General features: G+C 69.4%; 10 protein-coding genes and 1 pseudogene. 7 read left to right on the top strand and 4 right to left on the bottom strand.

Going from position 1 to position 11,273, the window contains the following annotated elements:
- The gene (locus ACFY16_RS30475; RefSeq protein ID WP_390650398.1) at nucleotides 1-1,056 is read left to right on the top strand and encodes a DUF2235 domain-containing protein; all 1,056 of its coding nucleotides are present in this window, start codon (nucleotides 1-3) and stop codon (nucleotides 1,054-1,056) included.
- 98 nt (nucleotides 1,057-1,154) lie between these two features.
- Here ACFY16_RS30475 and ACFY16_RS30470 read toward each other — a convergent pair whose 3' ends face one another.
- Nucleotides 1,155-2,135, bottom strand: coding sequence for a polysaccharide deacetylase family protein (locus ACFY16_RS30470; RefSeq protein WP_390650397.1), 981 nt, complete (start codon nucleotides 2,133-2,135; stop codon nucleotides 1,155-1,157).
- 34 nt (nucleotides 2,136-2,169) lie between these two features.
- On the bottom strand, nucleotides 2,170-3,189 hold the full coding sequence (locus ACFY16_RS30465) for a glycoside hydrolase family 11 protein (protein ID WP_390650396.1): 1,020 nt from the start codon (nucleotides 3,187-3,189) through the stop codon (nucleotides 2,170-2,172).
- Nucleotides 3,190-3,667: 478 nt separating this feature from the next.
- On the opposite strand from ACFY16_RS30465, the gene ACFY16_RS30460 reads away from it, so the two are divergent.
- A complete protein-coding gene (locus ACFY16_RS30460; RefSeq protein ID WP_390650395.1) occupies nucleotides 3,668-4,498 on the top strand; it encodes a PP2C family protein-serine/threonine phosphatase in 831 nt (276 codons plus the stop codon).
- A 49-nt stretch (nucleotides 4,499-4,547) separates the two neighbouring features.
- Nucleotides 4,548-5,561, top strand: coding sequence for an MASE1 domain-containing protein (locus ACFY16_RS30455; protein ID WP_390650394.1), 1,014 nt, complete (start codon nucleotides 4,548-4,550; stop codon nucleotides 5,559-5,561).
- A gap of 100 nt (nucleotides 5,562-5,661) precedes the next feature.
- Here ACFY16_RS30455 and ACFY16_RS30450 read toward each other — a convergent pair.
- Nucleotides 5,662-5,853, bottom strand: a pseudogene (locus ACFY16_RS30450) (DJ-1/PfpI family protein); the annotation flags it as partial.
- Nucleotides 5,854-6,195: 342 nt separating this feature from the next.
- Here ACFY16_RS30450 and ACFY16_RS30445 point away from each other — a divergent pair.
- The 3 genes from ACFY16_RS30445 to ACFY16_RS30435 all read left to right on the top strand — a co-directional run bounded on the left by ACFY16_RS30445 (nucleotide 6,196) and on the right by ACFY16_RS30435 (nucleotide 9,224).
- The gene (locus ACFY16_RS30445; RefSeq protein ID WP_390650393.1) at nucleotides 6,196-7,119 is read left to right on the top strand and encodes an SGNH/GDSL hydrolase family protein; all 924 of its coding nucleotides are present in this window, start codon (nucleotides 6,196-6,198) and stop codon (nucleotides 7,117-7,119) included.
- A 133-nt stretch (nucleotides 7,120-7,252) separates the two neighbouring features.
- Entirely contained in the window at nucleotides 7,253-7,891 is a 639-nt protein-coding gene (locus tag ACFY16_RS30440; protein WP_390650392.1) for an NUDIX hydrolase, read from the top strand.
- 259 nt (nucleotides 7,892-8,150) lie between these two features.
- Nucleotides 8,151-9,224: an NAD(+)/NADH kinase gene (locus ACFY16_RS30435; RefSeq protein WP_390650391.1), complete on the top strand. Its 1,074-nt coding sequence runs from the start codon at nucleotides 8,151-8,153 to the stop codon at nucleotides 9,222-9,224.
- Between the two features lie 57 nt (nucleotides 9,225-9,281).
- Here the strand turns inward: ACFY16_RS30435 and ACFY16_RS30430 are convergent, their stop codons facing one another.
- A complete protein-coding gene (locus tag ACFY16_RS30430) occupies nucleotides 9,282-10,277 on the bottom strand; it encodes a pyridoxal-phosphate dependent enzyme (RefSeq protein WP_390650390.1) in 996 nt (331 codons plus the stop codon).
- A 271-nt stretch (nucleotides 10,278-10,548) separates the two neighbouring features.
- Here ACFY16_RS30430 and ACFY16_RS30425 point away from each other — a divergent pair, with 271 nt between their 5' ends.
- A complete protein-coding gene (locus tag ACFY16_RS30425) occupies nucleotides 10,549-11,265 on the top strand; it encodes a hypothetical protein (protein ID WP_390650389.1) in 717 nt (238 codons plus the stop codon).
- The last annotated feature ends 8 nt before the right edge of the window (nucleotides 11,266-11,273 follow it).

The raw sequence follows: 11,273 nt of genomic DNA, 5'->3' as shown, positions 1-11,273 counted from the left end.
ATGCCCAAGAATCTTGTGATCTGCCTGGACGGCACGGGCAACCAGTTGAAGGCGAAAGGGAGCACGAACGTGGTCCGGCTCTTCGAGATGCTGGACCTGTCCCGGCCCGAGGAGCAGATCGCCTACTACGACCCAGGTGTCGGCACCTTCTCCGCCGCCGGTGCCTGGACACCCGTCAGCCGGTACCTGTCCAGGCTCTTCGGACTCGCCTTCGGCTCCGGGATGAGAGCCAACCTGGCCGAGGCCTACACGTATCTGATGCAGCATTACCAGTCGGGCGACCGGATCTACGTCTTCGGCTTCAGCCGTGGCGCCTACACGGCCCGCGCGCTCACCGGCATGCTCAGGGCGGTCGGCCTGATGCGGCCCGGCATGGAGAACCTCGTCCCGTACGCCGTGTCCGTGTACGCCAGGAGCAAGAACTGGTCCCGGCAGGACTGGGACCAACTCCATCGTTTCGCGGGCGCGTTCAGCGGCGCGGTCGGCCGGCGTGTCGGCATCCCCGTCGAGTACCTCGGGATCTGGGACTCCGTGAAGGCGGCCGGTGTGCTGCGCTGGAACCTGCGGTGGCCGTACACGCGTCAAGCCGGCAGCATCCGCCGGGTCCGCCACGCCGTCTCCATCGACGAGAAGCGCAGGCCGTACCGGGAGTACCTCGTCACGACCGGCGGCACGGAGCAGACGGTGCCGGGTTCCGTCGAGCAGGTGTGGTTCGCCGGGGTGCACTCCGACGTCGGCGGGACCTTCGAGGACGATCCCCGGCTCGCCACCCTCGCCCTGAAGTGGATCGTGGACGGTGCCCTCGAATCGGGCCTCCTGCTGAAGCCCGGGGCCTACGCACGCCAGTTGACCGTCGTCCCCGAGGACGCCCTGGGAACGGTGCACCGGATGGGGTGGGTCTGGGCCCTGCTCACCTACCGCAACCGTAGGCTGCCCCCGGCCGCACACGTGCACGCGAGCGTCCGCGCCCGCCTGGAGAAGCACCCGGGATACGCGGCCCGGATCCCCGACACGGCCGTCTGGTCCGACGGCGACTGGCCGGCCGGCCACGGATGACGAGGGCGACATCCGTTGACGCACCTCGCTCGCCCGGGGGGCTTGGCAGGGTGGCGCGGCGGCCATGGACCGCCGCGCCTTTTGGGTGTTCTCGGGGATCAGGTCGTGCTGCAGGAGACCGTTGGCCAGGTCCGGGTGCCGTTGGTCTGGAGGGTGACGCCGAAGTTGTTGCCGCTGCCGTTGGGTGTGGCGGTCAGCACTTGGGCGCTGGGGTAACTCGCGTTGATGTTCCAGGTGGAGAGGATCTTCTCGGGGGAGGGGACGTTCATCGTCACGGTCCAGTTGTTGGAGCCGGAGACCGCGACGTTGAGGTTGTACCGGTCGCTCCACTGCTGGCCCGCGGACAGGGTCGCGGTGCACCCGCTGCCGCCGCCACCGCCGGTGCCGCCATTGTCGGGGGCCACGGCGCGGCCGGTCTGCGGAGAGATCATCCCGGCACACAGGCCGCGTGCGGCCAGTCCCTGCGCGATACGCGGGATCGCGGCGAGCGTGTTGACGGGCCAGTCGTGCATGAGGATGATCTGGCCGTTGGTGAGCCGGCCGGCGGCCTGCACGATCGAGTCGGTACTGGCGCCGTTCCAGTCCTGCGAGTCCACGTCCCAGATGATCTCGGTCAGGCCGTACTTGGCCTCGACCGCCTTCACCGTCGAGTTGGTCTCGCCGTACGGCGGGCGGAACAGTCTCGGCGTGCCGCCGCCCGCGTTGGCGATGGCCTGCTGGGTCCGGGAGATCTCCGAGTCGATCTGCGCCTGGCTCTGCTGGGTCAGATGCGGGTGGGAGTAGCTGTGGTTGCCGACCCACATGCCGGCTTCGACCTGGGCCCGCACCTGGGCCGGGTAGGCCGCGGCGTACTGGCCCTCGTTGAACATCGTGGCCCGCAGCCCGTTCTGCTTGAGGGCGTTGAGCAGGGCCGGCGTGTTGGTGGACGGGCCGTCGTCGAAGGTGAGTCCGACGTATCCGTTGCAGGTGGCGGCCTGCGCCGGGGCGGCGTCGACGGTGAGCGTGCCCACGGCGGCCGTCGCGACGAGGGGCAGTGTCGCGATCAGGGAACGTAACGAGTGAGGTGGTCTGGCTCTCATGCCGAGTGGTCCTCCGGCCTCGGGGGTTCGGGGGTCAACTCGTGCTGCAGGAGACCGTTGGCCAGGTCCAGGTGCCGTTGGTCTGGAGGGTGACGCCGAAGTTGTTGCCGCTGCCGTTGGGTGTGGCGGTCAGCACTTGGGCGCTGGGGTAACTCGCGTTGATGTTCCAGGTGGAGAGGATCTTCTCGGGGGAGGGGACGTTCATCGTCACGGTCCAGTTGTTGGAGCCGGAGACCGCGACGTTGAGGTTGTACCGGTCGCTCCACTGCTGGCCCGCGGACAGGGTCGCGGTGCACCCGCTGCCGCCGCCGCCACCGCCGCCGCCACCGCTCGAACCCGTGCCGCCCACCGTGATGTTGGAGCTCCCGCTGCTCTGGTAGCCCTCGGTCGCCAGGATCATGTAGTTGAAGGTGCCCAGGTTCATTCCGTGGCTGGCCCAGGCGTCGAAGTGGTTGCCGGTGGTGATGGTGCCGCCGGTCCTCTTCGACTGCCGGACGCTCCAGTACTGATCGAAGGTGCGAGTGCCCTCGATGGAGGGGGCGTTGTACCGCGTCGTCTTGTAGATGTCGTACGTACCGCCGTCGCTGTTGACGGTGCCCATGTACGTTCCCGTGGGCCGGTAGGTGCCCCAGTTGTCGACGATGTAGTACTCCACGAGCGGGTTGGTCGACCACCCGTACAGGGCCAGGTAGGCGTTGCCGGACGGGTTGAAGCTGCCCGAGTACGTCACGCTCCTGCGTCCGCCGGTGCTCCAGCCCTTGCCGGCGACGAAGTTCCCGGTGTTGCTCCATGTGGTGCCGTAGTTGCCGCCGGAGCCCAGGTTCATGGAGACCGTCCCGGCCGAGTCGGTCCAGAACGAGTAGTAGTAGCCGTTGTTGGTGCCGGTCTGGTTCGTGGTGATGGTCGTGTCGGCGTTGGCGGTGCCGGGCAGTGTCAGTGCGGCCACGGCGACGAGCAGCATGGTGCAGACACTGCTGATGAGCAGCCTGAGGCGGCTGAGCGACCCGAAGCGGCCGCGGCTGCGGTTCGACGGGTGTGCGGGTGCGTCGTTCATGTGCGTGCTTCCTCCTCGTACGGGTGAGGCCGGTGGGGGGCCGGGCAGCGCGACACGACTCTTCGATGTTGTCGTTGAACAGGAGGCGACGGCGACCGAGCATCGACGTCGCGCAACACGGCCGGACTTGGTCGGTCGCAGGGTGCTCGGCGACCGGAAGACCGGGTCACGTGGCGACCCGGGTCGGCAGGGGGTGAGCCCTGTCGATGGCCAACAGTGTTGGTCTGTCCCCGTCAACTGTCAACAGTTTCGGCAATGACGCCGAAACATTCGCTCACCTCGGGGCTTCTTCGGAAGGTATGTCTCCTGGTCAATGGAGAGATGTGGCCGATCCCGGAAAGGCTGATCGTTTGTGCTGTCGATTTCGAGATCAAGGGAGGGGCAGACTCTTCGAAAGTTTCGAAGATTTTCCGGATCATGACCGGCGTAGATATGTGGTGTTTACCCTGAAAGGGATAATGCGCCCCAGGAGTGATCGATGCCGCATAAGCGCCCTACGGGCGACGCCGACGAGCTGCTGGCCAGACTCGGGTCACTGACCGCCCAGGCACGCGAGCGCGCCGAAGTGCAGCGTTCCCGGGTCGAGCTGGCGATCGCCCTGCAGCGCGGCATGCTGCCCGGAGAGCTGCCCGCAGCCCCGGGATTCCGGGTAGCCGCCCGATACGTGCCCGCCTGCCACGGCCTCAACGTGGGCGGCGACTGGTACGACGCGTTCCTGCTGCCCGACGGCCGTATCGGGCTGTCCATCGGCGACGTTCAGGGCCACAACATCGAGGCCGCCGCGTTCATGGGCCAGGTGAGGGTCGGCCTGCGCGCCCTTGCCTCCGTCACGAGCGAGCCGGGGGAACTCCTCGCCCGGACGAACGACCTGCTCCTCTCCCTCGGCGCCGACCTCTTCGCCACCTGCAACTTCATGCGGCTCGACCCGGCCACCGGCGAGGTGGAGAGCGCGCGGGCCGGACACATTCCCTGCGTCTGGGCCTCGGCGGACGGAAAGTCCGGCATCACCAGTGACGAGGGAGGCCCGCCCCTCGGCATCCAGGAGGGGATGGAGTACCCGACGACCCGGTACCGGCTCACCATGGGCGGGGTGTTCGTCCTGCTCACGGACGGCGTGGTGGAAGGGCCTTCACTCAACGTCGACGTGGGGCTCGATCACGTCGCTCGACTGGCCGGTATCGCCGCCGTCGCTGGCATGGACGCGGAGCCGCTGGCCGCAGCCCTGATCAAGGTTTCCGAGCTCGTGGGACACGAGGACGACGCCGCCGTGCTCGTCGTCCGCCACGACGGGCCTGACGTTCAGTCGTAGGGCGGGAACCGCGTTCCTCGCCTCGCCGACGCGGCGGCGTCGGTGTCTGATGGCTGCTGTGGTGCGTACCCAGGATCTGCGCCGGCCTGTCGTCGTGGGCCTCCAGACGCTGGCTGTCGCCGCCTGCTATTACGCGGCGGGACGGCTGGGACTCCTGCGGCAGCTCGTCGTCGAGGGTGCGGTGTTCACACCCATCTGGCCGCCCACGGGCATCGCGCTGGCCGGCCTGCTGATCTTCGGGCTGCGCTGCTGGCCCGGCATCGCGCTCGGCGCATTTCTCGTCATCATGTCCATCACGTCGTTCCGGCCCGTGGTGATCGGCAATCTGTTCGGAAACACCGCCGCCCCGGTCTGCTCGTGCCTCATGCTGCGCAAGGTGGGCTTCCGTCCCGACCTCAGCCGTCTGCGGGACGGCCTCGCGCTGGTGTTCCTGGGTGCCCTGGCCGGCATGCTGATCAGCGCGACCGTCGGCGTCGGCCTCCTCGTCCTCCGGGGCAGACTCGACGCGGGCGACTTCTGGCCCGTCTGGCTGGCGTGGTGGGTGGGCGACGCGATGGGCGTCCTGATCGTCACCCCGTTCCTGCTCATGCTGCACGGGGCGCGCCGGCCCCCTCATCTGTCGCGGTGGCCGGAGGCCCTGGGGCTGGCCCTCATCGCCGGCGTCCTGGTCCCGCCGGCCACCCGCAGCACCATCAGCATGCTGTTCCTCGTCTACCCGCTGCTGATCTGGATTGCTCTGCGTTTCCAGCTCGTGGGCAGCATGCTGTGCGCCCTGTTCGCCTCCGTCATGGCCACCATCGCGGCGACGGACGCGGTCGGCCCGTTCGCGGGGCTGACCCGTATCGAGGTGATGATCAAGCTCCAGGCCTTCAACGGAACCATGGCCCTGACCGCCCTGCTCCTCTCATCCGTGATCACCGAGCAGCTCAACACCAGACGTTCCGTGGAACGGGCCTGTCAGGAGCTGGTCGAGGTCCTGGCACATCTCACCGCGGAGGATTCCGCGCACAACCGGCCACCGCCGGAGGACGACGGCCGACAGCAAGAGCGCGGAGCGGAGTGAGCCGCTCCCGCGGACGATCACGCATCAGCTCCGCGATGCGGCGAGGAGCGACGATGCCTATGGGGCAGCGACCATGCCTACGGGTCAGCGACCTTGCCTACGGGGCTTCGCCGAAGGTCCTGCCGGTGCGGACCCAGGGGGTGGTGGCGCGGCGCCCGTCGAGCAGTCCGGCCTGAGCGAGCACGAACGCCCCCGTGCAGATGGCGACGATCCTGACCCCGCGACGGTGCGCGTCCCGCAGGGCGTCCAGGACGGTCGGCGGCACTTCCGCGCCGATGGGTTGCCACCCCGGCGGCTCGGCCTTCCGGCGCCGAGCGGGAACCTGATGGCCTACGACGCGACCTACACGTTCAGGACCTACGACCAGGTGCCGACGTCCTGAGCCGGCTCGCCGACCGCCAGAGCCAGAACGCGGCCGTCCCACCCACGTTCGGTGGAGCCGCCGTGGTGCACATATCGGCTCGCCGGCCTTGGCCGGCGGGCCGCGACGACAGCAACTTCCCCGAACTCGAGTCGAGTTGGCTCGTGCAGATGTCTGGTCCCGGGAACGTACCGACCGGTATACAAGCCGGACGTGCGAATGCCGCACAGGCGCCGGAGCGGGGCGCCGTCCTGGACCCTGGGGGAGCAGTTCATGAAGGATCACCGGAACCCGGAGGCAACAGCGCTGCGCCGCCGCCGAGTCACAACCGTAGGAGCGGCGGTGAGTGCCTGCGCACTCGGCTTGGCCTCAGCGGCACCGGCCACGGCCGCCCCCGATGGCGCGAGCCACGGACGCGGTACGCACTACGTGGCTCTCGGGGACTCCTACACCTCGGGACCGCTGATCCCCCGGCAAGTGGACACGAACTGTGCGCGCTCGGACCACAACTACCCCTCACTCGTGGCGGCGGAGCGAAGAACGACCGCCTTCAAGGATGTGAGCTGCGCCGGGGCGACCACCGAGAACATGTGGAAACCGCAGGGCACGAACGACCCGCAACTGGACGCGGTGCAGCGCGACACCGACCTGGTGACGGTGCAGATCGGCGGCAATGATGTCGGCTTCGGCTCCATCATCGCCACCTGCGCCCGGCTCGGCGCGACGGACCTGACCGGCAACCCGTGCCAGCGCTACTACTCCTCGTCCGGAACCGACCAGTTGATGCTCAACGTCCTGGACACGATGCCCAAGATCGCCGCTGTACTGCGCGCGGTGCACTCCAGGGCGCCGCATGCCCGCGTGCTGGTCGTCGGCTACCCGGACCTGCTGCCGGACGACGGCAGCGGCTGCTACCCCTCGGTACCGTTCGCGGCGAAGGACTTCCCCTACCTGCGGGACACCAGCAAGCACCTCAACCTGATGCTGCGTCTGGTGGCCCGGATGAACCGCGCGGAGTACGTCGACACGTACGGGCCCACACGTGGCCACGACATGTGCAAGGCGCCCGCGGACCGCTGGATCGAGCCCCTGCAGCCGGCGTCTCCGGCGGCCCCCGCGCACCCCAATGCCAAGGGCGAGGAAGCCATGGCAGGCGCCGTGACGGAGCAGCTGGAGCCGGGTCACGGACGCCGCTGAACAGCGGAGGGACGCCTGCGGGAAGGTCCCGTGTGAGGGCCTTGCCCCCATCCGGCAGTATCGGCCCATGAGGACGCGTACCCGCGCCGACGGTTCCCGGTGTTCCGTCGGAGCTCCGTGTCAGGATGCTTGGATGACCTCCTCTCACAGTCGGCCGAGCATCGGTGACGAGCGGCTTCGCACCCAGCTTGTGGAGATGGTCGAGCGCATCGACCCCTGGGACGAACTGGAGCGGACCCACCTGGAGACCGCCACGGAATGGGTCGCCAGCGGGGCGCCGGTCTGCAGGACGCGCAAACCCGACGTCCCGGCGATGCATCTGGTGAGCTACTTCGTCGTCCTGGACGAGGAATGCGGGGTGCTGCTGCTCGTCGCGCACCGCAAGGCCGGCCTGTGGCTTCCCACGGGTGGGCACGTCGAACCCGGTGAGACGCCGTGGAGCGCGGTTGAACGCGAGTGCCTGGAGGAGTTGGGTATCCCGGCGGCCGCCTCGACGATCACCGGAAGGCGGCCCTTCTTCCTGACGGTCACTCGGACCCGAGGCCAAGGTGAGCACACGGACGTTTCGCTCTGGTACGTCGTCAGCGCCGCCGTCGACAGCATCGTTTCCTACGACGAGGAGGAGTTCACGGCGATCCGGTGGCTGACCCCCGAGCAGGTACTGGGCGAGCCGTTGAACTCCCTGGACCCCCACATGCATCGCTTCACTCGCAAGCTGGCGCACGCGGCGGGCCTGGACACCGCAGCCCCCACGGCCCGCCGCTCGCCGTGAGCCCGGACGGGACGACGGGGGCGAGCTGAGGCGGGTCGGACACCGGTCGTGCCGGCTTTGTCAGATACCGCCTGGCCGACCGCGGTCGCGGAACGGTCCCGGGTGATGTCCGGGGAGGTAACCACAGCCTCAGCCGCACGGCCCAGTCGCGTAGCGGCGTGGCGTTCGAGGCGGGGTCCGCCGCGCGGTGAGGATGGCAGCCGGTATCGAGTGCGGACAGGTGCCACGTTCATTCGCGAGAGTTGGCTCGGAGGCAGAGGTGACGGTGCGTCGTATCGGCTTGGTCGTTCACGGAGGACGCGGAGAAGCCTTGGACGCCGCTCGAACCGTCCGTGCGTGGTGCGCCGAAAACGCCGTGCAGTGCACGGACATCGACGTATGGCGTGATGGCGGGCGCCACAGTGCCCGGGAGGAGGTCGAGTCCGCGGGCGATCCCGATCTCATCGTCACAGTGGGCGGTGACGGAACCTTCTTGCGCGGCGCTCGGCTGGCCGCCGAGCACGACGCCCTGGTCCTGGGCGTCGACCTCGGGCGGGTGGGCTTCCTGACGGAGGTACCCGTCACCGTGGTGCGCGCCGCGCTGGACGCCGTACAGGAGGAACGGCTGACCGTCGAGAGCCGAATGCTGCTCACCCTGCGCGCCTCACGCACTCTGGAGGTGCCCTCCGGTGTGCAGGAGCTGATGCGCTACGGCCGCGGCCCGCTGCTGCCGCCGCCGCGGATCCGCACCGAGTGCGAGGCCGGTGGCGACTGGGGCATCGCGCTGAACGTAGCGGCGCTCAACGACGTCGTCGTGGAGAAACTGGCGAGGGACCGGCAGGTGTCGGTCGGCGTCTATCTCGCCGGCAGGCTCCTGGCGTCCTACTCCGCCGACGCGCTGCTGGTCGCGACACCGACGGGCTCGACGGCCTACAGCTTCGCCGCCGGCGGCCCTGTCGTCTCCCCCCGCGCCGAAGCCCTCATCTTCACGCCCGTCGCCCCGCACATGGCGTTCAACCGTTCGGTCGTGGCCGCGCCCGACGAACCCATCGCTCTGCGGGTGCTCGAACGGTCGGGTCAGGCCGCCGTCAGTATCGACGGCCAACTGCGGGGCGTGCTCGACCCGGGGGACTGGATCGGCGTGTACGCGGCGCCACGCCGCCTGCGGGCCGTCCGGCTGGGGCCGACGGACTTCTACGGCCGCCTGCGTGAACGCATGAACCTGACCGACGCCCCGGCCGCGGTCGCCGACGGAACCCCCGCCCCGCTCTGGCCGGTGACGACCCCGCCGCCGGGAGACCTCGCGCATCTGGCGCTGCCTCCCGGTCCCGGTGACGAGCCGGAGACCCGGTGATCCGCCCGTCCCGGTCGTCTCCTTGTCCGACGGCAGCGCGGACCCACGTCTGCCCCCTCAAAGACCACTGATCACGCTGTTCTCGCCGTAGGCGACGGCTGCCTGGTGCCCGAAGAGCCCCGGCAGCCCTCCCGTATGGACGAACACGGTCGTCCGACCCGGTCGGATGCTGCCGTCTTCCACGGCGGCGATCAGCCCTGCCATCGCTCGGCCGGTATAGATGGGATCCAGGATGATCCCTTCCGTGCGGGCCGCGACCGTGAGCGCGGACTTGACCGCGTCCGTCAAATCGCCGTAGCCGGAACCGACCTGGTCGCCGCGCATCTTCAGGTGCTCGGCCCGCACGGCTTCGGGGAGGAGGTCCGCCACGAACGCGGCCACGACCGGCAGGGGGTCGTCGAGGGCGCCGGTGTCGACCCCGAGAACACGGTCGGGGCCGAGCGAGGCAACCAGCCCCGCCATGGTTCCGCCCGACCCCAGCGCCACGACCGCGGTTTCGAGGTCGGGCACCTGCTCGCTCAGTTCTTCTCCGCACCGGACGTACCCCAGCGCGCCCACAGCGCTCGAGCCACCGAAGGGAATGAGGGCAGGACGGGCGCCTTGCTCGGACAGGCGTGCGCACACCTCTGCCGCTGCCGCGTCCAGAGCTGCCCGGTCAGAGGCGCCGGACCACACGACGTGGGCGCCCAACAGCCCGTCGAGCACCAGATTGCCCGACCCTGGCCGGCCCTCGGTCGCCGGGAAGACGAGTACAGAGCGGATGCCCAGGCGAGCGGCCGCAGCGGCGGTCAGGCGAGCGTGATTGCTCTGAGGGGCGCCCGTGGTCACGAGCGTGTCCGCTCCATCGGCGATCGCGGCACCGACGGTCCACTCCAGCTTGCGTACCTTGTTTCCGCCTCCGCCCAGGCCGGTCAGGTCGTCACGCTTGATCAAAAGATCGTGCTGCCCGAGCCCCAGTGCAGCCGCGAGTCGGGGCAGTGGCTCCACGGGCGTCGGCCAAGTCCCGAGCGTGACCGGGGACGGAGAACTGAGGGTGACATCGGTGGTGTTCACAGGGGAAAGCGTCGTCCATCGACCGCGGGGGCGCGACACCGGCCGACGCGCAGGCGCCGTGCGGGCAGGCTCGGGCCCCTCGGATCGGCGCTGAGCGTACACACCCGTGCGGGATCCATCACGCGTTGTCGGTCGTTCGGAGCGGTGGTGTCCCGCCCGGCGGAACGGGACATCGGCCCCATGTGTCCGGGACACCGGGCAGGCGACGGTTGTCGGGTACGTCCGACAGCCGGCCGGTGTGGCCGCCGGCACCGTCCAAGGGGGAAACGTCATGTCCGCTTCACTCTCACACCCGTCCTCGACCGGCATCGGCCCGGGCGCCGCACCGGAGCCGGCACGTGCGCGCGCGGAGCGCCGCGGCTGGGCCTGGGGAGGCATCGTCACGGCGGTCGGCGGTCTCGCGGTGTTCGTCGCGTCGGGGCCACTGTGGCCCTACGAGGACTCCGACATCCTCGACAACGCTCGTATGGTCGACCGGCTCGGTGGTTCGGCCATGTGGTGGGTGTTCGTCACCCAGGTGGCGTTCACCGCGGCCGCGCTCGGCGCGGTGGTCTTCGGCGCGGGACTGCGGCGCCGGCTCGACCGGCAGTGCCCGGCGGGCAGCCTGGTACCCGCGACCGCACATCTGGGGATGGTTTTGGTCGGCGTGATGAGCCTGGTCGGGGCAGGGATGGGCACGGAGACGTTTCACAACCTGCGGATGGCCGACAGGACCGATCCCGACACGATCGTCGGTGAACTGGCCCAGTTGGGCACGTACGGATGGGCGTGGGCGGGGCTGCTGCTCACCGCCGCCGCACTGGTTGTCGCGGCGTTCCGGCAGGGCGCGGTGAGCCGCTGGATCGGCGTCGTCAGCCTGTTGTTCGGATTCCTGCTGCTGGTCACTCAGCTGACGCCGTTCCAGTACCTGGCGCTGTTCGTCGGCGTGCCGTACCTGCTGATCCTCGGCTCGGCGTTCGCCTTCGGGCGGATCCGGGCGCTCGACTGACCGGGGCG

This window comes from Streptomyces sp. NPDC001315, from assembly GCF_042896175.1.
Lineage (GTDB): Bacteria > Actinomycetota > Actinomycetes > Streptomycetales > Streptomycetaceae > Streptomyces.
Note: the sequence above shows the minus strand (reverse complement) of the source record. Positions and strands in the feature narration are given on the sequence as shown.

Excerpts from the sequence above, each read along its gene's own strand:
- ACFY16_RS30445 (WP_390650393.1), top strand. The coding sequence starts at position 6,196 with ATGAAGGATCACCGGAACCCGGAGGCAACAGCGCTGCGCCGCCGCCGA.
- ACFY16_RS30465 (WP_390650396.1), bottom strand. The coding sequence starts at position 3,189 with ATGAACGACGCACCCGCACACCCGTCGAACCGCAGCCGCGGCCGCTTC.
- ACFY16_RS30455 (WP_390650394.1), top strand. The coding sequence starts at position 4,548 with ATGGCTGCTGTGGTGCGTACCCAGGATCTGCGCCGGCCTGTCGTCGTG.
- ACFY16_RS30440 (WP_390650392.1), top strand. The coding sequence starts at position 7,253 with ATGACCTCCTCTCACAGTCGGCCGAGCATCGGTGACGAGCGGCTTCGC.
- ACFY16_RS30470 (WP_390650397.1), bottom strand. The coding sequence starts at position 2,135 with ATGAGAGCCAGACCACCTCACTCGTTACGTTCCCTGATCGCGACACTG.
- ACFY16_RS30475 (WP_390650398.1), top strand. The coding sequence starts at position 1 with ATGCCCAAGAATCTTGTGATCTGCCTGGACGGCACGGGCAACCAGTTG.
- ACFY16_RS30425 (WP_390650389.1), top strand. The coding sequence starts at position 10,549 with ATGTCCGCTTCACTCTCACACCCGTCCTCGACCGGCATCGGCCCGGGC.
- ACFY16_RS30460 (WP_390650395.1), top strand. The coding sequence starts at position 3,668 with ATGCCGCATAAGCGCCCTACGGGCGACGCCGACGAGCTGCTGGCCAGA.